The sequence below is a fragment of the Rhodococcus sp. IEGM 27 genome, from assembly GCF_033142305.1.
In the GTDB taxonomy this organism is placed as follows: Bacteria; Actinomycetota; Actinomycetes; order Mycobacteriales; family Mycobacteriaceae; genus Rhodococcus_F; species Rhodococcus_F oxybenzonivorans.
Genome location: NZ_JAWLSG010000005.1, coordinates 272,373 through 291,481 on the forward strand (window position 1 = coordinate 272,373; position 19,109 = coordinate 291,481).

19 protein-coding genes are annotated in these 19,109 nt (G+C 69.0%); 15 read left to right on the top strand and 4 right to left on the bottom strand.

Annotation, left to right across the window (positions count from 1 at the left end):
- Positions 1-18: 18 nt before the first annotated feature.
- The 3 genes from R4P95_RS19270 to era are packed head-to-tail and all read left to right on the top strand — an operon-like array spanning position 19 to position 2,573.
- Positions 19-1,338 (top strand): hemolysin family protein, encoded by a 1,320-nt coding sequence (locus R4P95_RS19270; protein WP_213572525.1) that lies wholly within the window; start codon positions 19-21, stop codon positions 1,336-1,338.
- Positions 1,331-1,663 (top strand): cytidine deaminase, encoded by a 333-nt coding sequence (locus R4P95_RS19275; RefSeq protein WP_213572524.1) that lies wholly within the window; start codon positions 1,331-1,333, stop codon positions 1,661-1,663. Before R4P95_RS19270 ends, R4P95_RS19275 begins: the two co-directional genes overlap by 8 nt.
- The gene (gene era / locus R4P95_RS19280; protein WP_213572523.1) at positions 1,656-2,573 is read left to right on the top strand and encodes a GTPase Era; all 918 of its coding nucleotides are present in this window, start codon (positions 1,656-1,658) and stop codon (positions 2,571-2,573) included. The genes R4P95_RS19275 and era overlap by 8 nt, the downstream gene beginning before the upstream one ends.
- A gap of 51 nt (positions 2,574-2,624) precedes the next feature.
- Here era and R4P95_RS19285 read toward each other — a convergent pair whose 3' ends face one another.
- From R4P95_RS19285 to R4P95_RS19295, 3 genes are read right to left on the bottom strand one after another with little or no spacing between them, the layout of a single operon-like run.
- Positions 2,625-3,188, bottom strand: a complete 564-nt coding sequence (locus R4P95_RS19285) for a TetR/AcrR family transcriptional regulator (protein ID WP_105415104.1) — start codon at positions 3,186-3,188, stop codon at positions 2,625-2,627.
- 3 nt (positions 3,189-3,191) lie between these two features.
- Entirely contained in the window at positions 3,192-4,637 is a 1,446-nt protein-coding gene (locus tag R4P95_RS19290; protein ID WP_317746247.1) for an amidase, read from the bottom strand.
- A gap of 39 nt (positions 4,638-4,676) precedes the next feature.
- Entirely contained in the window at positions 4,677-6,185 is a 1,509-nt protein-coding gene (locus tag R4P95_RS19295) for a PLP-dependent aminotransferase family protein (RefSeq protein WP_317746246.1), read from the bottom strand.
- A gap of 18 nt (positions 6,186-6,203) precedes the next feature.
- Here R4P95_RS19295 and R4P95_RS19300 point away from each other — a divergent pair, with 18 nt between their 5' ends.
- The 8 genes from R4P95_RS19300 to R4P95_RS19335 all read left to right on the top strand — a co-directional run bounded on the left by R4P95_RS19300 (position 6,204) and on the right by R4P95_RS19335 (position 15,903).
- A complete protein-coding gene (locus R4P95_RS19300) occupies positions 6,204-6,833 on the top strand; it encodes a pyridoxamine 5'-phosphate oxidase family protein (protein ID WP_317746245.1) in 630 nt (209 codons plus the stop codon).
- A gap of 241 nt (positions 6,834-7,074) precedes the next feature.
- Entirely contained in the window at positions 7,075-7,173 is a 99-nt protein-coding gene (kdpF, locus tag R4P95_RS19305) for a K(+)-transporting ATPase subunit F (RefSeq protein WP_105415108.1), read from the top strand.
- On the top strand, positions 7,173-8,888 hold the full coding sequence (gene kdpA, locus R4P95_RS19310) for a potassium-transporting ATPase subunit KdpA (protein WP_317746244.1): 1,716 nt from the start codon (positions 7,173-7,175) through the stop codon (positions 8,886-8,888). Before kdpF ends, kdpA begins: the two co-directional genes overlap by 1 nt.
- On the top strand, positions 8,885-10,987 hold the full coding sequence (gene kdpB, locus R4P95_RS19315) for a potassium-transporting ATPase subunit KdpB (RefSeq protein ID WP_317746243.1): 2,103 nt from the start codon (positions 8,885-8,887) through the stop codon (positions 10,985-10,987). Before kdpA ends, kdpB begins: the two co-directional genes overlap by 4 nt.
- Positions 10,988-10,993: 6 nt before the next feature.
- Entirely contained in the window at positions 10,994-11,644 is a 651-nt protein-coding gene (locus R4P95_RS19320; protein ID WP_213572516.1) for a potassium-transporting ATPase subunit C, read from the top strand.
- A 7-nt stretch (positions 11,645-11,651) separates the two neighbouring features.
- Positions 11,652-14,189 (top strand): sensor histidine kinase KdpD, encoded by a 2,538-nt coding sequence (locus R4P95_RS19325; protein ID WP_317746242.1) that lies wholly within the window; start codon positions 11,652-11,654, stop codon positions 14,187-14,189.
- Positions 14,186-14,866 carry a response regulator gene (locus R4P95_RS19330; protein ID WP_213572514.1) on the top strand — a complete coding sequence of 227 codons (681 nt, stop codon included), beginning with the start codon at positions 14,186-14,188 and terminating at the stop codon, positions 14,864-14,866. The genes R4P95_RS19325 and R4P95_RS19330 overlap by 4 nt, the downstream gene beginning before the upstream one ends.
- Before the next feature lie 59 nt (positions 14,867-14,925).
- Positions 14,926-15,903 carry an iron-siderophore ABC transporter substrate-binding protein gene (locus tag R4P95_RS19335; RefSeq protein WP_213572513.1) on the top strand — a complete coding sequence of 326 codons (978 nt, stop codon included), beginning with the start codon at positions 14,926-14,928 and terminating at the stop codon, positions 15,901-15,903.
- Between the two features lie 34 nt (positions 15,904-15,937).
- On the opposite strand, the gene R4P95_RS19340 is transcribed toward R4P95_RS19335, so the two are convergent.
- Positions 15,938-16,570, bottom strand: a complete 633-nt coding sequence (locus R4P95_RS19340; RefSeq protein ID WP_317746241.1) for a pyridoxamine 5'-phosphate oxidase family protein — start codon at positions 16,568-16,570, stop codon at positions 15,938-15,940.
- A gap of 154 nt (positions 16,571-16,724) precedes the next feature.
- Between R4P95_RS19340 and R4P95_RS19345 the strand changes: the two genes are divergently transcribed.
- The 4 genes from R4P95_RS19345 (at position 16,725) to R4P95_RS19360 (ending at position 19,108) form a co-directional block, all read left to right on the top strand.
- Positions 16,725-17,015 (top strand): DUF1905 domain-containing protein, encoded by a 291-nt coding sequence (locus R4P95_RS19345; RefSeq protein WP_213572511.1) that lies wholly within the window; start codon positions 16,725-16,727, stop codon positions 17,013-17,015.
- Between the two features lie 104 nt (positions 17,016-17,119).
- Entirely contained in the window at positions 17,120-17,935 is an 816-nt protein-coding gene (recO, locus tag R4P95_RS19350) for a DNA repair protein RecO (RefSeq protein ID WP_109329018.1), read from the top strand.
- Positions 17,901-18,710: an isoprenyl transferase gene (locus tag R4P95_RS19355; protein ID WP_109329020.1), complete on the top strand. Its 810-nt coding sequence runs from the start codon at positions 17,901-17,903 to the stop codon at positions 18,708-18,710. Before recO ends, R4P95_RS19355 begins: the two co-directional genes overlap by 35 nt.
- A complete protein-coding gene (locus R4P95_RS19360) occupies positions 18,707-19,108 on the top strand; it encodes a hypothetical protein (RefSeq protein ID WP_109329022.1) in 402 nt (133 codons plus the stop codon). Before R4P95_RS19355 ends, R4P95_RS19360 begins: the two co-directional genes overlap by 4 nt.
- Position 19,109 lies beyond the last annotated feature (1 nt).

Sequence of the window (19,109 nt, forward strand, 5' to 3'; positions counted from 1 at the left end):
CGACGTGAAGGGTTCTTTGTGACTAGCGCCATCGCGCTGATCGTCCTCGCGATCGTTCTCGTCCCCCTCGGCGGTGTGTTCGCCGCCGTCGACTCCGCTCTCAACACCATCTCGTCGGCGCGCGTCGAGGAGATGGCCAAGGAGGATCGGGCCGGCGCCCACCGGGTCCTCCGCATCCTGTCGGATCGCCCGCGCTACGTGAATCTCATGGTGCTGCTTCGCATCCTGTGCGAAATCACCGCCACGGTGGTGCTCGTCGGCGGGTTGATCGACCTCCTCGAACCGGTGTGGGCGCTCACGGTCACCGCCATCGTCATGGTGCTCGTCGACTATGTGGTGATCGGCGTCGGTCCGCGCACACTCGGCCGTCAGCACGCCTACTCGATAGCGCTCATCGCGTCGTTCCCCCTGCAGGTCATCGGTACCCTCCTCGGCCCGATCAGTCGCCTTTTGATCCTCATCGGTAACGCGATCACGCCGGGCCGTGGTTTCCGCAACGGCCCCTTCGCTTCCGAGATCGAGCTTCGGGAACTCGTCGACATGGCGCAGGAGCGTGGCGTGGTGGCCGACGAGGAGCGGCGCATGATTCAGTCGGTGTTCGAACTCGGCGACACCTCGGCCCGCGAGGTGATGGTCCCGCGCACCGAGATGGTGTGGATCGAGAGCGACAAGAGCGCCGGACAGGCGACGTCCCTCGCCGTCCGCAGCGGTCACTCACGGATCCCGGTGATCGGCGACAACGTCGATGACGTCCTCGGGGTGGTCTACCTCAAAGACCTGGTCCAGCAGACGTACCACTCGCGTGACGGTGGGCGCAGTGTCCGCGTCCGCGACGTGATGCGCCCGGCCGTGTTCGTGCCGGATTCCAAACCACTGGACAGCCTGCTCGCCGAAATGCAGCGTGACCGCAACCACATGGCGGTGCTGGTGGACGAATACGGCGGAGTCGCCGGGCTCGTCACCATCGAAGACGTCATCGAGGAAATCGTCGGGGAGATCGCCGACGAGTACGACCAGGACGAGACACCGCCGATCGAGGACCTCGGTGACGGTATGTACCGGGTGTCGGCGCGGTTGCCCATCGAGGATCTCGGCGAACTGTTCGGACTCGAACTCGAAAACGATGAGGTGGAGACCGTCGGCGGGTTGATCGGATACGAACTCGGTAGGGTGCCCCTTCCCGGCTCCGAGGTCGTGTCGGAGGGGCTGATCCTGCGCGGCGAGGGCTCGCCCGACGTGCGGGGCCGGGTGCGGATCAGCACGGTCTTCGTGCAACGCGCCCCCATCTCGGAAGACGATCACGACGACGACCGCGAACGGGAGAGCGACGATGCCTGAACTCGATACCGAGGACGCCAAGCTGATCGTGCTTGCGCGGGGAGCCTTGGGCCGCAGCGGAAGCGGGCAGGGCGCTGCCGTCCGTGACCTCGACGGCCGCACCTACGCCGCAGGCGCCGTCACCTTGGCGGCGTTGTCGCTGACAGCTCTGCAGGCGGCCGTCGCCGCGGCGGTGTCGAGTGGCGCCGAAGGGTTCGAAGCGGCTGTCCTGATCGGCGCAGCCCCGGACGACCCCGGCATCGCCGCGCTACACGAACTCAGTGCGCAGGCGGCGATCGTCTTCGCGCGAACCGATGGATCCGTGATCGAGGAGAAGCATGAGTAAACCCGAATTCCGTTCCGGATTCGTCTGTTTCGTCGGGCGGCCCAACACGGGCAAGTCCACGCTCACCAACGCGTTGGTGGGCAGCAAGATCGCGATCACGTCCTCGCGTCCGCAGACGACCCGGCATACGATTCGCGGCATCGTGCACCGCGAGCACGCGCAGTTGATCCTCGTCGACACCCCCGGGCTGCACCGCCCCCGGACGCTCCTCGGCCAGCGCCTCAACGACCTCGTGCGCGACACCTACTCCGAGGTCGACGTGATCTGCCTGTGCATCCCGGCGGACGAGAAGATCGGCCCCGGCGACCGGTGGATCGTGCAGCAGGTCCGTCAGATCGCGCCGAAGACCACGCTCATCGGCATCGTCACGAAGATCGACAAGGTCAGCAAGGACATGGTCGGGCAGCAGTTGCTGGCCGTGTCCAAGCTCCTCGGTCCCGAGACGGATGTCGTGCCCGTCTCTGCCGCCTCCGGTGAGCAGGTGGAGGTGCTCGTCGACGTCCTCGCGTCGAAGATGGAGGAGGGCCCGGCGTTCTACCCGGACGGCGAGCTCACCGACGAGCCCGAAGAGACGCTGATGGCCGAACTCATCCGCGAGGCCGCACTCGAGGGGCTCGGCGACGAACTGCCGCACTCCCTGGCTGTGGTCATTGAAGAGATCATCCCCCGCGAGGGACGCACCGAGAAGCAGGGCGAACTGCTCGACGTCCACGCCCTGCTCTACGTCGAACGCCCGTCCCAGAAGGGCATCGTGATCGGCAAGGGCGGCGCCCGCCTCCGCGAGGTGGGGACCAAGGCCCGGCTGCAGATCGAGAAGCTGCTCGGCACCAAGATCTTCCTCGAACTGCACGTCAAGGTGGCCAAGGACTGGCAGCGTGACCCGAAACAGCTGGGCCGCCTGGGGTTCTAGGCGGCTGCGCCACCCGTGCGTGGTGAACGAGTCCAGAGGCTCGTCAGCCACTCACGGGGCGGCGGCCCTGAGCAGAAGGAGCACCGACGTCGCGAAGTCGTGATCGCCGTCGCTTCCGGTCGCGAGTCTCCTGAGCTGCAGGCCGGCGATGGTCGCGACGATGGTCGGTGCGACGGACGCCGCGTCCGGGACGCCGAGGGCGGTGAGGATCGTCACCGTCAAATCGTCGTACGCGGCGAAACATTCGGCCGCGGCCTGACGCAGCTCGTGGTCGCGTCCCGCCTGGATGTACAGCTCGAACGGGGCGATCCGCTCGGCGGAGAACGCCAGGTCCTTCGCGACCTTCCCGGTGAGCGCGGCGGCGTCCTCGAGGCTCAGCCCCTTGTCCCGGTACCCCTCCGCCAGCTCCGACAGGCGCTGCGTCTCCTCCGTCACGAACCCGGACAACGCGGCGCGCAACAGGTCCGTCTGCGTGGGGAAGTGGTACGTGATGGAGCCGAGCGACACGCCGGCCTGCGCGGCGATCCGCCGATTGGTCACGCCGGGAATGCCTTCCGTGCCGACGATGTGCAGCGCCGCCGCGAGGATGCGGTCTCGAACGTCCGTCGAAGCCACCGGTCACCACCATTTCTCGGGACGTTCCAGGTCCCACCGCAGCACCGACTCGAGCTGGGCCGCGACCGACACCAACAGTGGCTCGGCACCGTCGTGTCCCATCAACTGGGCTCCGGTCGGCAGGTTACCGGACGTGAACCCGGCCGGCACGTTCACGCTGGGCCAGCCCAGCACATTCCACGGCCACGCGTACGGGCAGACCGCGGTGATCACCTTGTCGGTGGCCCACGAGCTGATGCCGTCGATCCCGTCGACCCTCGGTGGGGGAGTCGCGGTGGTCGGGGCGAGGACGAGGTCGTACTTGTCGAAGATCGCTCCGACCCGTCGCTGCATCCTCGGCTCGGCGGCGCGGGCGGCACGTAGCGGTGCCCCGCGCAACAGTCGGCCGGTCCGGGCGTTGCCCTTCGTGCGGGGGTCGACGAGTGACGGGTCCGGGACCTTCCGCATCCAGTCGTCGATACCGACCATCGACCGCGGGAGGAAACCGAGCCCGAACATGATTCCGTAGTCGGGGTCGTCCACCACGACGCGATGCCCGAGCTTGCGCAGCGCCTCGGCGATCCGTGCGACGCCCTGGCGGACCTCGGGATGCAGCGTCGTGGGGGTCGCGGTGAACGGGATGCGCAGAGACAGTGCGATGCGCAGCGGTCCGAGGTCGCGGCCGACGGCGTCGCTGACGGTGACCGGTGCGGGCGTGTGCAGGTCGCCCTCGTGCGGTCCCGACGCGACGTCGAGGAGCAGGGCCGCGTCGGCGACCGTCCGGGCCAGCGGGCCGTTGACGGTGAGGCCGTAGAACGCCTCGGCTGCCGGCCAGGTGGAGATTCGGCCGCGCTGAGGCTTGATCCCGACGAGGTTGGTCCAGGCGGCGGGGATGCGGATGGACCCGGCGCCGTCCGAACCGATCGCCGCGGACACCACACCGGCGGACACGGCCGCCGCGGCGCCGCCGGACGACCCTCCGGGGGTGTGGTCACCGTTCCAGGGATTGCGGGTGTACCCGAAGGCGGGACCGCCGGTCAGCGGCCACTGTCCCAGCTCCGGACTGTTGGTCTTGCCCACGACGACGGCGCCGGCGGCACGCAGGCGTCGCACCAGCTCGGAGTCCCGCGCCGCGGGCGGGAAGTCGCCCAGGCACCCGAAGGCGGTCGGCTCCCCGGCCACGTCGACGTCGTCTTTCACGGCGATCGGGACCCCGAGCAGCGGCAGGCGCTCACCGGCGGCGATCCGGCGGTCGGCCTCGGCGGCTTCGGCCAGTGCCTTGTTCCGGCGGATCACCTTGAACGCGTTGAGCGTCGGCTGGCTCGCATCGATGCGGTCGAGGGCGGCGCGGGTAGCCGCGACCGAGGTGGTGGCGCCCGAGGCCAGCGCCTGCGCCTGCTCGACGAGTCCCGGGGACCGATCCCCGTCGTTGTCGCGCTGCCGTCGATCGCCCAATTGTCCCGCGCTCATGTCGCCGCTCCCCGTTACTGTTCGTTCGAACGAACAGTATCAGCCGAGATGTCGCCGGACCACCCTCCCGATCGCCTCGGCCGCCCCGCGAGCCTGCGACTCGGGGAGTCGGGCGTACCCGCAGACCAGCCCCCGCGGGCCCCCCGCTGTGGTGCGGTAATCGGCGAGGCTCGGGACCGTCACACCGTGGTCCTGCAGCTCAGCCGACACGGCGACGTCGTCGACGGAATCGGGCAGCGTCAGGACGACGTGGAGGCCGGCCTCGATGCCGGCCAGCCCGGCACCGTCCGTGTCGACCGCGGACAATTGCTGCTGCAGTGCGGTGACGAAGGCCGCCCGGCGGGCCGAGTAGGTGCGGGAGGCGCGGGCGAGGTGCCGTGACAGCGCACCGGAGTCGATGAAATGCGCCAGCGCGAGGGCAGTGGTCGCGCAGCACGCCTCACCACTCGCGTCGAGGGCCCGGACGAGTCCCTGCCGGAGCGCCGGAGGCGCGATCACCCACGCCACCCGGATCGAGGGAGTGAGGATCTTCGACGCCGTGCCCACGTACGCCACGCATTCCGGCCCGCGGTCGATGCTGCGCAGGGCGGGCAGCGCCGACACGTCGTAGCGGAACTCGCCGTCGTAGTCGTCCTCGATGATCACCGTTCCGGAGGCCGCGGCGTCGGCCACGAGCCGCGCCCTGCGGCCCACCGGCATCCGGGCCCCCATCGGGTACTGATGGGCGGGCGTGCAATAGGCCGCGGCGTCGGTGGCGCGCAGCAGGGCGGGGTCGAGGCCGTCGCCGTCCACGGACACGCTGCGCGTCCGCACCCCCGAATCGTCGAGGACGGTGCGGGCCCGGCTGTAGCCGGGCTCCTCGAACACCACGTCCCGGCCGCCGAGTTCTGCTGCGGCCACGAGCGTGCGGAGCGCAGCGGCGACTCCGGGAACGATCACCAGTTCGCTGGGGCGCGCCGCGATCCCCCGGGTGCGGCGTAGATGTACCGCGAGGGACCGTCGCAACTCCGGGTGCGCGCCGGGGCTCGGGACGTCCGAGGTCACGGCCGCGGCGGCGGCCGTCCGCCACGCCCGGCGCCAGTCGACGGTGGAGATCAGGGCGGGATCGGGGTGGCCCGGAGTGAGATCCCACCGCGCCGCCGGTGTCCCGGGGGCGGCGGCGAAGGCCCGATCCGACGTTCGGGTGACCGTGTGCGAGGCGACGTGCGCGCGGGCCGCGACATCGGCGCCCGGTGCGATCCGGGTGCCGGAACCGGCGCGGGCGTTCGCGTATCCGGACGAGCAGAGTTCGTCGTAGGCGTCGACCACCGACGCCCGCGCGACCGTCAGGTGTGCGGCCAGCGCCCGCGAGGAGGGCAGTGGGTCGCCGGGTCGCAGGCGACCCACGCGGATCTCGTCGAGGATCGACTCCGCGATGCGGTGCCGCAGCGGCGCGTCGGTGTCGGGGAGCCGCAACGTCAGGTGCAGTTCGGGGCTGATCCGGGGCATGGTCCCCACAATACTGGTCTGTCGATAATGATGATTGTGGATCTGGAAGCTGATCCACATAGGGGTGAGGATGGTCTCGTGGACAAGATCATGAGATACCCGGACCGTGCCCGCACCGAACGCGCGCAACTCGACGCCGTCCTCGACGCCGCGCCGATGGGCACCCTCGCCACCGTCGTCGACGGGCTGCCCTGGGCCGTGCCGATGCTGTACGCCCGCGACGGCGACAGGATCCTGCTGCACGGCTCCACCGGAGCCGGCGCGCTCCGGCAGGTGGCGGCAGGTGCACCGGCGGCGCTGTGCGTCGCGATGCTCGACGGAATCGTCGTCGCGGACACCCTGTTCGACTCGTCTGCCAACTACCGTTCGGCGGTGGTGCGGGGCAACCTCGTCACTCTCGGCGAAGACGAATCCGCCGACGCACTGAACGCACTGTCGGACGTGCTGATCCCCGGCCGCAGCACGGAGGTCCGGGGGCACCGGCGCAAGGAACTCGCCGCGACACTGGCCCTCGCCCTCCCGATCACGCCGGGCCAGTGGACCGTCAAGGTGCGGGACGCACCACCGGGCGAACCGGCCGAAACCAGCAGCGCCTGGGCCGGCGTGGTCCCGGTTCGGTCGGTCGCCGGCGCGCCCGTCCCGGCGCCGTGGGTGGCGAGCGGGACACCCGTGCCCGCGTCCGTGACGCGGCTGACCCGGACCGCGTAAGGAAAGCGTCAAGAGCCGGAGGAGTCCCGTAAGCGCTTCGTCAGCGCCGCCTCTTTCGCCGAGATCCGGCGTGATGCTGGCATGACACCCCACAACCGTGGGGTGTCATGCCTGCGCTGAACCGCAGGATCAGTACGAAGAGGGATCCTCACATGGCCGATGTGGCCTACGTCGAGCTCGTCCTCGGCGGATTCGCCTGTTGCGCGCTCGTTCTCCGTGCCCTGCAGACCGGACGCGTGAAATGACGGGCGCCGGAACACTCGCCGTCGCGCTCGTCGCGATTGCCGCCGCGCTCGTCGTGTACCTCCTGATCGCGCTCATCGACCCGGAGCGGTTCTGATGACGCCTGCCCTGGCGGCCGGACTGCAGGTCGCCTTCGTCCTCGCGGTACTCGCGGTCGCATATGTGCCGGTGGGCGACTATATGGCGCGCGTGTACGAATCACGCCGTCACCTGCGGGTCGAATCCGTCCTGTACCGCCTGTGCCGCATCAACCCCCACACCGAGCAGACCTGGTACGGCTACGCGGGCAGCGTGCTGGGATTCTCCGCGGCGAGTGTGCTGTTCCTCTACGCCCTGCAGCGCATCCAGGGCGTGCTGCCGCTGTCCGGGGATCTCTCCGGGGTCAGTCCCGCGGTGGCGTTCAACACGGCCGTGTCGTTCGTGACGAACACCAACTGGCAGTCGTATGCGCCCGAGACCACGATGAGCAACCTGACCCAGCCGGTCGGGCTCGCCGTGCAGAACTTCGTGTCCGCAGCGGTGGGCATGGCCGTCGCGGTGGCGCTGATCCGCGGGTTCGTCCGGGTGTCGCGCGGCGGTGAGATCGGCAACTTCTGGGTGGACCTCACCCGGGGCAGCCTGCGTATTCTGCTGCCGTTCTCCTTCGTGATCGCGCTGATCCTGCTGAGCCAGGGCGTGATCCAGTCCTTCCACCCGGGCTTCGCGTCCACCGGTCTGGACGGCAGCTCCGTCACCAATGCACTCGCACCCGTCGCCTCGCAGGAAGCGATCAAGGAACTCGGCACCAACGGCGGCGGGATTCTCGCCGCCAATTCGGCGCACCCGTTCGAGAACCCGACGCCGATCAGCAGCATCGTCGAGATCCTCGCGATCCTGCTGATCCCGGTCTCCCTCACCCGCACGTTCGGCACCATGGTCGGCGATCCTCACGACCGAGCGAGCGAGGTGTCCGGGCACCGCCAGGGGCTGACCCTGCTCGCCGTGATGGGCATCCTGTGGGGATCGCTCCTCGCGGTCACGCTGGCCGCGGAGTCGGGTCGGCGCGGCGTCGCCGCCACCGCCGCGGGCGCGATGATGGAGGGCAAGGAGGTTCGTTTCGGAGTCCCCGGCACGGCACTGTTCGCCGTGAGCACTACCGGAACGTCCACGGGCGCGGTGAATTCGGCGCACGACAGCCTGTCGCCGCTCGGCGGCGGAGCCGTACTGCTCAATATGCTGCTCGGCGAGATCGCGCCCGGCGGTGTCGGCACGGGGCTCTACGGAATTCTCGTCCTCGCCCTGATCGCCGTCTTCGTCGGCGGACTCCTCGTCGGCCGCACACCCGAATATCTGGGCAAGAAGCTGCGGCAGCGGGAGATCACCCTCGCCGCCCTGTCGGTGCTGGTGATGCCGGCGCTCGTCCTGATCGGGGCCGGAATCACCGTGATCCTGTCCTCGACCACCGGCTACCAGGGCAACAGCGGCGACCCCGGAAGCCCCGGATCCATCCACGGGTTCTCGGAAGTGCTGTACGCGTTCGCGTCGGCCTCGAACAACAACGGCAGTGCGTTCGGCGGGCTGACGGTGACGAGCGACTGGTTCCAGACCGCTCTCGGCCTGTGCATGCTGCTCGGCCGGTTCCTGCCGATCATCTTCGTCCTCGCGCTCGCCGGATCCCTGGCGTCGCAGAAGAAGACGGCCGCAGGCGCCGGGACCCTGCCGACGGCGGGCCCGATGTTCACCGGACTCCTCACCGGCACCGTCGTGCTCGTCGCGGCGTTGACATTCTTCCCGGCCCTCGCGCTGGGACCGATCGCGGAGGCTCTGCAGTGAGTGTGAACGTGACCAGTCGTCCGGAATCCGGGACGGCGACGACGCCCGAGGCCGGCCACGACCCGGCGCCCGTGAAGGCGGGAATCTTCAGCCCCGCCCAGCTGGTGACGGCGCTCCCGGGCGCCCTGCGCAAACTCGACCCCCGGCACCTCGCCCGCAACCCGGTGATGTTCGTGGTGTTCGTCGGCTCCGTCGTCACCACCGTCATGGCCGTCGCCGACCCGTCGGTGTTCTCCTGGGCCGTCGTCGCCTGGCTGTGGTTCACGGTGCTGTTCGCGAATCTGGCCGAGTCGGTCGCGGAAGGGCGGGGCAAGGCGCAGGCGGCGAGCCTGCGGAAGGTGAAGCAGGACACGGTCGCCCACCGGATCACGGCGAGCGGCCGGGTGGAGTCGGTGGCGGGTACCGAACTCACCGTCGGCGACCGGGTGGTCGTCGAGGCGGGAGAGGTGATACCCGGCGACGGCGACGTCGTCGACGGAATCGCGACCGTGGACGAGTCGGCCATCACCGGAGAATCGGCGCCCGTCGTCCGCGAATCCGGTGGCGACCGGTGTGCCGTCACCGGTGGCACGACCGTGCTGTCCGACCGGATCGTCGTGCGCATCACCGCGGCCCCCGGACAGTCGTTCGTGGACCGGATGATCGCCCTCGTGGAGGGGGCGGCGCGGCAGAAGACGCCGAACGAGATCGCGCTGAACATCCTGCTGGCGTCGCTGACGATCATCTTCCTGCTGGCCGTCGTCGCGATCGGCCCGATGGGCCTGTACGCGGGCCAGGAGCAGGATCCGATCAAGCTGATCGCGCTGCTGGTCTGCCTGATCCCCACCACGATCGGGGCCCTGCTGTCGGCCATCGGCATCGCCGGGATGGACCGGCTGGTGCAGCGGAACGTCCTGGCGATGTCGGGGCGGGCGGTGGAGGCCGCCGGCGACATCGACACCCTGCTGATGGACAAGACCGGCACCATCACGTTCGGCAACCGGCAGGCCACGGCCCTGCATCCCGCACCGGGTATTTCCGCGATCGAGTTGGCCACGGCCGCACGGTTGTCCAGCCTCGCGGACGGCACGCCCGAGGGGCGCAGCATCGTGGACCTGTGCGCCCGCGACTTCGGGTTGGACCTGGCACCGTCCGAGGCGGAGAGAGCGGCGGAGTTCGTGCCGTTCACGGCGCAGACCCGGATGAGCGGACTCGACATCGACGGCGCCCGGATCCGCAAGGGCGCGAGCGACGCCGTGCTGACGTGGGTGCAGGCGCTCGGCGGGCAGTCGGCGCCCGCGGTCACCGACAGTGTGAACCAGATCGCGCAGGCCGGGGGAACGCCGTTGGTGGTCGCCACCGTTCACGGAGACGCAGCGACCGTCCTCGGCGTGATCGCGCTGTCGGACGTGGTGAAACCGGGCATCGCCGAGCGGTTCGCGGAACTGCGGGCCATGGGGATTCGCACGGTGATGATCACCGGCGACAACCCGTTGACGGCGAAGGCCATCGCGGCCGAGGCCGGTGTCGACGACTTCATGGCCGAGGCGACACCCGAGGACAAGCTCGCGCTGATCCGCAGAGAACAGGAGGGCGGCCGGCTCGTCGCGATGACCGGGGACGGCACCAACGACGCCCCGGCGCTGGCCCAGGCGGATGTCGGGGTGGCGATGAACACCGGCACGTCCGCGGCGAAGGAAGCCGGGAACATGGTGGATCTCGATTCGGATCCCACCAAGCTCATCGAGGTGGTGGAGATCGGCAAGCAACTGCTCATCACCCGCGGGGCGCTCACCACGTTCTCGCTCGCCAACGACCTGGCCAAGTACTTCGCGATTCTCCCCGCCCTGTTCAGCGGAATCTATCCGCAGCTGGATACGCTGAACGTCATGCGGCTGGCCACCCCGGAATCGGCCATCCTGTCGGCGGTGATCTTCAACGCCGTGGTGATCGTCGCGCTGATCCCGTTGTCGCTGAAAGGCGTTCGCTACCGTCCGTCGCCGGCGTCGACGCTGCTGGGCCGCAACCTGCTGATCTACGGTCTCGGCGGTGTGATCACGCCGTTCGCCGGTATCTGGCTCATCGACCTCGTCGTCCGTCTCATTCCCGGAATTGGGTGATCCCGCATGCGATTTCTCATCGGCCTGCTCCGGCAGACCTGGGCCGGACTACTCGTCCTGCTCGCACTCACAGCAGTCCTCGGTGTGCTCTATCCCGCCGCAGTGTGGGGGGTGAGCAGGATCGGCGCAGGAGCGGCCGAGGGGTCTGCGGTGCGCGACAGCACCGGGTGCGTCGTCGGGAGCCGGTGGGTCGGTGTCGACCCGCAGGTGCCTGCGGGGGAGCCGGATCCGTTCTTCCACAACCGGGTCACCGGGTCGGTGGCCGAACAGGATCCGTTCGCGCCGGGCGATCCCGCCGCCGCCCTGCCCACCAACCAGGGGCCGAGCAGTGAGATCCTGGCGACGTTCATCGCCGACCGGCGGGCGGCGATCGCGACCCGGGAGGGGGTGGACCCCTCCAAGGTACCGGCGGACGCGGTCACCGGATCGGGCTCGGGCATCGACCCGCACATCAGCCCCGCGTACGCGGCGTTGCAGGTGCCGAGGGTGGCTGCGGAGAACGGTCTCAGCGAGACCCGGGTCCGGCAACTCGTCGACGAGAACACCGAGGGAAGGCAACTCGGCTTCCTCGGTGAGGAACGGGTGAACGTCCTCGAACTGAACCTGGCCCTCGGCCTGACCGCTCCCGAGTGCACCGCCCCGACCGCTGGTGGATGATGGCGAGGTGAGTGGTACCGGAACCGAGGGCGTGCGCCGGGACGCCGAACGCCGACGCGGTGAACTGCGCATCTATCTCGGAGCCGCACCGGGTGTCGGCAAGACGTTCGCGATGCTCGGTGAGGCGCACCGCCGCCGGGAGCGGGGGTGCGACGTGGTCGCGGCCGTGGTGGAGACCCACGGCCGTGACCGCACGGCGGCGCAGCTCGGCGACCTCGAACTGATTCCGCCCAACCTGATCGCCTACCGGGGCACGCTCGGCCGGGAACTCGACGTCGAGGCGGTGCTGGCCCGCAGGCCGGCGCTGGTCCTCGTAGACGAGCTCGCGCACACGAACACACCGGGCAGCGTCCACGAGAAACGCTGGCAGGACGTGGAGATACTCCTCGCCGCGGGGATCGACGTCCTCTCGACGCTCAACGTCCAGCACCTCGAAAGCCTCAACGACGTGGTGCAGCGGATCACCGGAGTGGTGCAACAGGAAACGGTTCCCGACGAGGTGGTGCGCGCCGCCACCCAGGTCGAATTGGTCGACATCACTCCGGAGGCTCTGCGCCGCAGGCTGTCCCACGGCAACATCTATGCCGCGGACAAAGTCGATGCGGCACTGAGCAATTACTTCCGGAAAGGGAACCTCACCGCACTCCGCGAACTGGCCCTGCTGTGGGTGGCAGACCAGGTGGATGCCGCACTCGCGAAATACCGTGCGGAGAACAAGATCACCGACACGTGGGAGGCTCGGGAACGGGTGGTGGTCGCGGTGACGGGCGGACCGGAATCGGAGACGCTGGTTCGGCGCGCCGGCCGGATCGCGTCGCGATCCAGCGCCGAACTGATCGTCGTGCACGTGGTGCGCGGCGACGGCCTCGCGGGTGTCTCGGCTCCGGAGATGGGCAAGGTACGGGCCCTCGCCGCAAATATCGGCGCGAGTCTGCACAGCGTCGTCGGCGACGACGTCCCGACCACGTTGCTCGACTTCGCCCGGACCGCGAACGCCACACAACTGGTGCTGGGCACGTCGAGACGCTCACGGTGGGCGCGGATCTTCGACGAGGGCATCGGCGCAAGCGTGGTGCAACAGTCCGGGTCGATCGACGTGCACATGGTGACGCACGGCGAATCCCACCGCCCGCGGCGGTTGTCGCCGGTGGGCTCCCGTTCGCGCACGGCGATCGCCTGGATCGCCGCCGTCCTCGTACCGTCGGTGGCCACGCTGGTGTTGAGTGCCGTCGACCGGTGGCTCGGATTGGTCGGCGAGGGAGCCCTGTTCTTCATCGTGGTGCTGCTCGTCTCGCTGCTCGGGGGTGTCGCCCCCGCCGCGTTCTCCGCGCTGATCTCGGGTCTGTTCCTCAACTACTTCTTCACGCCGCCGGTGCGGAGCTTCACCATCGCCGAGCCGGACAACTTCATCACCACGGTCGTGCTGCTCGTGGTGGCCGTCGCCGTCGCGGTCCTGGTCGACGCGGCCGCCAGACGTTCACGGGAAGCCCGCCGGGCGTCGCAGGAAGCCGAGCTGCTGGCACTGTTCGCCGGATCGGTGCTGCGCGGCGCCGACCTCGACACGCTGCTCGAGAAGGTGCGCGAGACCTACGGCCAGGATTCGGTCAGCGTGCTGCACCGGGACCGCGGTCCGGTGGGGTCCGTCGGGCCGCACCCACCGGTGAGCATCGCCGACGCCGACACCGTCTGCGAGGTGGGGGAAGGGGAATACGCGCTCGCCCTGCGCGGCAGCGAACTGCACGCCCGGGACCGTCGGGTGCTCCTCGCCGTCGCCAACCAGGCGGTGGGCATGATCCGGCAGACCGAGCTCGCGCAGGAGGCGGGGCAGGCGCAGGCGCTGGCCGAGGCCGACCGGTTGCGGCGGTCGCTGCTGTCCGCCGTCAGCCACGACCTCCGGACCCCACTGGCCGCGGTCAAGGCCGCCGCGTCCAGCCTGCGCAGCGACGACGTCGACTTCTCCCCGGAGGACACCGCCGAACTGCTCGCGACCATCGAGGAATCGGCCGACGTGCTGACCTCTCTCGTCGGGAACCTGCTCGACTCCTCCCGTCTCGCGGCGGGAGTGGTGACCCCGACGCTGCGGCCGGTGTACCTCGACGAGGTGGTGCACCGGGCGCTGGTGGGTCTGGGAATCGGCGGCCGGACCGGGACCCGGGCCCGGGAAAGGGTGGAAGTCGACGTCGGAACGGTGACGGCGATGGCGGATTCGGGCCTGCTCGAGCGGGTGCTCGCCAATCTGATCGACAACGCACTCCGCTACGGTGAGGACTCCGTGATCCGGGTCGGTGCCGCGGCGGTGGGCGACCGCGCCGTCATCACCGTCGCCGACACGGGGCCGGGAATTCCGCGTGGGCGGGCAGACGAGATGTTCGCCCCGTTCCAGCGGCTGGGGGACCGCGACACGACCACGGGAGTCGGGCTCGGGCTCTCCGTCGTCCGCGGATTCGTCGACGCGATGGGCGGAACCACCAGCGCCACCGACACCCCCGGCGGTGGTCTGACGATGGTGGTGGAGCTGGCCGGGGCGGGAGGGGAGCATTCATGACGAGAGTTCTCGTCGTCGACGACGAACCGCAGATTCTCCGCGCCCTGCGGATCAATCTGAGCGTGCGCGGGTACGACGTGGTGACGGCCGCGTCCGGGGCGGCCGCCCTGCGCGCCGCGGCCGAGCGACCGCCGGACGTGATCGTGCTCGACCTCGGGCTACCCGACATGGACGGCACCGAGGTGCTGGCCGGCCTCCGCGGGTGGTGCCCCGCACCGGTCATCGTGCTGTCGGCGCGGACGGACTCCGCGGACAAGGTCGACGCTCTCGACGCCGGCGCCGACGACTACGTCACCAAGCCGTTCGGGATGGACGAGTTCCTGGCGCGGGTGCGTGCGGCCGCCCGCCGGGCGACGACGGTCGTCGACACGAGTGAACCTGTGGTGGAGACGGATTCGTTCACGGTCGATCTGGCGGCGAAGACGGTGCGGCGGGCAGGGACCGAGGTGCACCTGACGCCGACCGAGTGGGGAATGCTCGAGATGCTCGTGCGCAACAAGGGCAAGCTGGTGGGGCAGAAGGAACTGCTGCGGGAGGTGTGGGGTCCGGCGTATGCCACCGAGACCCACTACCTGCGGGTGTATCTGGCGCAGCTGAGACGCAAACTCGAGGACGACCCGTCCCACCCGCGTCACCTCATCACCGAGGCCGGGATGGGCTACCGGTTCCAGGTGTGAGTCGGCGAATAGTTGGGGCCGGAACCAGCACCCGACCGGGTGTTGGTTAGCCTTGCCTTATGCGAATGAGGAGTCTCTTCTCGGTGTCACTGCTGGCCCTCGCGTTGGCCGGCTGCGGGAGCGACAGCGAGGGCGAACGCGAGGCAGTGGCAGGCACCGGCGATGCCGTGTTTCCGGCCGTCGTCGCCACGAAATTCGGCGACGTCACAGTCGAGTCGAAGCCCGAGCGCGTGGTCGCCCTCGGGTGGGGTGACGCCGAAACCGCGCTGGCGCTCGGTGTCGAACCCGTCGGGGCCAGCGACTGGGTCGCCTTCGGCGGCGACGGCGTCGGACCGTGGGCGGACAACATGTACACCACCGCGCCGGCCATCATCGGAACCCTCGAACCGTCGTACGAGCAGATTGCGGCGCTCGAACCGGACGTCATCCTCGACACGAAGAGTGCCGGCGACAAGGAACGCTACGACCACCTGTCGCAGATCGCGCCGACGATCGCGCTGCCGGAGGGCGCCGACAACTACAAGACTCCGATCGAGAGCCAGGTGTCGATGGTCGCGAACGCTCTCGGCGCGGCGGAGCAGGGTGATGCGCTGCTCGCCGACATCGACCGGCGATTCGCGGAAGCGGCCGCGGCCCATCCCGAGTTCGCGGGGAAGACGATCACCGTCGGCGCGTTCTCGGGGGCGGGGTGGGGCGCCTACACGGCCGACACCGAGCGCCTCCAGTTCATGAAGAAACTCGGATTCGTCAGTAATCCGGCGGTGGACGCGCAGCCGGCGGTGAAGTTCTCCGTCCCGGTGTCGGAGGAGAATCTCGGCGTGATGGACGCCGACATGGTGGTCGTCTTCCCGGTCGGCAGGCCGGCCGCCGACGTCACGGACCGGCCGCTGTTCCAAGCGATCCCGGCGGTGCGCGACGGACGGTCCCTCGTGTTCGACGATCCGAACGTCGCGAAGGCGTACTCCACGAACTCCGTGCTGTCGTTGCGGTACGCACTCGACACCGTCGTGCCTCTGGTGTCCGAGCGGCTGCGGTGACCTGGCCCGGCACGCCCCTCGGTAGACACATCCCTCAGTAGAGCAGCGTGCGGTAGAACTCCTGTCGGCGAGGCGTATCCGGGCTGTGGTCCAGCCCGTGCTGCTCCGAATGCATTTCCCGCAGCGACGGGATCTGGTCGGGGTCCGGCCACGACTCCGGGTCCCACATGCGTGACCGGAGGATCGCCCGGGCGCAGTGGGTGTAGACCTCGTCGATCCGGACCACGACACCGAGGTTGGCGGGTTTGCCGTTGATCGACATCGACTGCAGCAGTTCGGGATCGACGGTCAGGGTGGCGGTTCCGTTGACGCGGACCACCTCGTCGATTCCCGGTACGACGAACAGAATGCCCACGTGCGGGTTGTCGAGGATGTTGCGGTGCGAATCCGCGCGCCGATTGCCCGGCCGGTCTGGGATCACCAGGGTCCGGTCGTCGAGGAACATCGTCTTCGGTGTGATGTCTCCGCGCGGCGAGCAGTCGCAGTGACCGTTCGCGTCGGCGGTGGCGAGGACGAAGAACCGCGCCTCGGAGATGAAGCGGCGGATCAGGGGCATCGTGTGATCGGTGTGCTTGGTGACGATGGAGGGGTGGGGAACGCCTAGTACCTGCTGAAGTTCGTCGAGGGTGGTGATCGTGTGCTCCGGTGAGGGGGCGTGCGCTGCCACGGGAGTGTTCCGTTCGTCGAGGGCCGTTCGAGTTAGGGTACCCTTCGGCGCTTTCGGGTGTCCCGTGGCCTTCGGACTCACGACCGATGATTCCGGCCCGCTCCGGGAGTCCTACCTTCGACCGCAACATCACACTCGACCGGAGGAGCCACGAATGCCCGCACCGAAGACCCCGCAACCACTCGCGCACACCTTCACGGCGCCGATCCAGAAGGACGGGGCGTTCGCGACGTACCTGACCGTGCCGGGCTCCGCCGAACTTCTCGGAACGCGACGGCCGGTGAAGGTCGGCGGGACGATCGACGGCCACCCGTTCAACGCCACCCTGATGCCCTCGGGTGAAGGTCCGCACTGGCTTCCTCTGAAGATCGCACTGTGCACGCTGATCGGTAAGGACGGTGCCGGAGTGGAGGTGACGGTGCACCTCGAGCAGCGTTTCAGCTGACGCGGGCGGCGCCGGGGTGTGCGGGCGCAGGCGCACCGAGCCCTGACCGTCGCATCCGGCTCGGCCTGCGGAATGTGGTCGCCTCGACGTGGGAGACTGAACCGGTGAGGTTGTATCGAGACAATGCGGTGGTCCTGCGCCAGCACAAGCTGGGCGAGGCCGACCGTATCGTCACACTCCTCACCCGGCAGCACGGTCTGGTACGCGCGGTGGCCAAGGGGGTGCGCCGCACGAAGTCCAAGTTCGGCGCCCGGCTCGAGCCGTTCGCGCACATCGACGTGCAGTTGTACCCGGGCCGCAACCTCGACATCGTCACCCAGGTGCAAACTGTCGATGCGTTCGCCACCGACATCGTCGACGACTACTCCCGGTACACCACGGCGTGTGCGATCCTCGAAACCGCCGAGCGACTGGCCGGTGAAGAGCGCGCTCCCGCGCTGCAACTGCACCGCCTGACGGTGGGTGCGCTGCGCGCCGTAGCCGAACACCATCGGCCGTGTGAGCTGATTCTCGATGCCTTCCTGCTGAGGGCTATGGGTTACGCGGGATGGGCACCTGCACTCGACGAGTGTGCGCGGTGCAGCGCGCCCGGACCCCACCGGGCATTCCACGTGTCCGCTGGCGGCGCGGTGTGTACCCACTGCCGCCCACCCGGGGCGGCCACCCCGTCTCCCGGGGTGCTCGCGCTGATGGATGCGCTGTTCCGTGGGAACTGGGCGGAAACCGAGAATGTGGCGGCGCCGCTGCGCAGTCAGGCCAGCGGACTCGTCGCCGCGCACCTGCAGTGGCATCTCGAACGACAGCTGCGCACCCTTCCCCTGATCGAACGGTCCCGTCCGCATCCGGCCGTCGGGCCGGAGAATTCGGTCAGGCAGGATGGGGACCGTGATTCGACGACGCGAACCTCGAACTCCGCTTGACGGTGCGGCCGAACGCCACATTCGGCCGCCCGACCCGCATCCGTCGGGGGCTCGGCCGCCGGGCCTGCAGACCGAACTGATACCTCGGCACATCGCGCTGGTCATGGACGGGAACGGCCGTTGGGCGCAGGAACGGGGACTGCCCCGGACTGCCGGCCATGAACGCGGTGAAGCCGTGCTGATGGACGCGGTCTGCGGTTGTATCGAGATGGGTGTCGAATGGCTGTCGGCGTATGCCTTCTCGACGGAGAACTGGAAACGCAGTCCAGAAGAAGTCCGCTTCTTGATGGGCTTCAACCGGGACGTGATCCGCAGGCGCCGTGACGAAATGCACGAGATGGGCGTGCGCGTGCGCTGGGCGGGACGCCGACCACGGTTGTGGCGCAGCGTGATCAAGGAACTCGAGATCGCCGAGGAGTTGACGAAGCACAACACGGTGATGAACCTGACGATGTGCGTCAACTACGGTGGTCGCGCCGAGATCGCCGATGCGACGAAAGAAATCGCACGCAGGGTGGCGGCCGGACAACTCGATCCGGAGAAGATCACCGAGGCGACGGTGGCCCGGTACCTCGACGAGCCGGACATGCCGGATGTCGACCTGTTCCTGCGGCCGTCCGGTGAGCAACGAACGTCCAACTTCTTGATCTGGCAGTCCGCGTACGCGGAAATGGTCTATCAGGAGAAGCTGTTCCCCGACTTCGACCGGCGCGATTTGTGGGCGGCCTGCGTCGAATACGCCTCTCGGGACCGCAGATTCGGTGGCGTCAAGTGACGGCCGACGGAGCGCCGGCACTTCTGGCGCGCGCCGAGAATGCACTCGCTCATTTCGCCACGGTCGACAGGGCGGACGACGGCTCGCTCAGTTTCGAGTACGCCGGAGCGCTGTGCTCGATCAGTGCGATGACCCTGACCGAGGGACTGGACGTGTTGTCGATGACCTGTGTCCTCGCCTGGGATCGCCCCGTCAGTGCGTCTCTGCACAAGAAGGTGGCCGAACGAAACAGCGCCCTCCAGTTCGGCTCGATCGCCGTGTTCGGACACGGCCGACTCGCTGATGTCATCCTGCGCTACACGTTCCCCGCTGCAGGCCTCGAGGACGAGGCCCTGACCACGATGCTGCTTCTGGCGCTGTCCGGGGCGGACACGGCTCGGCAGGGACTGATCCCCTGAA

Bases quoted from the DNA above. Each gene is read 5' to 3' on its own strand.
- R4P95_RS19275 (WP_213572524.1), top strand. From the start codon at position 1,331: ATGCCTGAACTCGATACCGAGGACGCCAAGCTGATCGTGCTTGCGCGG.
- era (WP_213572523.1), top strand. From the start codon at position 1,656: ATGAGTAAACCCGAATTCCGTTCCGGATTCGTCTGTTTCGTCGGGCGG.
- R4P95_RS19290 (WP_317746247.1), bottom strand. From the start codon at position 4,637: ATGAGCGCGGGACAATTGGGCGATCGACGGCAGCGCGACAACGACGGG.
- R4P95_RS19295 (WP_317746246.1), bottom strand. From the start codon at position 6,185: ATGTGGATCAGCTTCCAGATCCACAATCATCATTATCGACAGACCAGT.
- kdpF (WP_105415108.1), top strand. From the start codon at position 7,075: ATGACGGGCGCCGGAACACTCGCCGTCGCGCTCGTCGCGATTGCCGCC.
- kdpA (WP_317746244.1), top strand. From the start codon at position 7,173: ATGACGCCTGCCCTGGCGGCCGGACTGCAGGTCGCCTTCGTCCTCGCG.
- R4P95_RS19320 (WP_213572516.1), top strand. From the start codon at position 10,994: ATGCGATTTCTCATCGGCCTGCTCCGGCAGACCTGGGCCGGACTACTC.
- R4P95_RS19330 (WP_213572514.1), top strand. From the start codon at position 14,186: ATGACGAGAGTTCTCGTCGTCGACGACGAACCGCAGATTCTCCGCGCC.
- R4P95_RS19335 (WP_213572513.1), top strand. From the start codon at position 14,926: ATGCGAATGAGGAGTCTCTTCTCGGTGTCACTGCTGGCCCTCGCGTTG.
- R4P95_RS19345 (WP_213572511.1), top strand. From the start codon at position 16,725: ATGCCCGCACCGAAGACCCCGCAACCACTCGCGCACACCTTCACGGCG.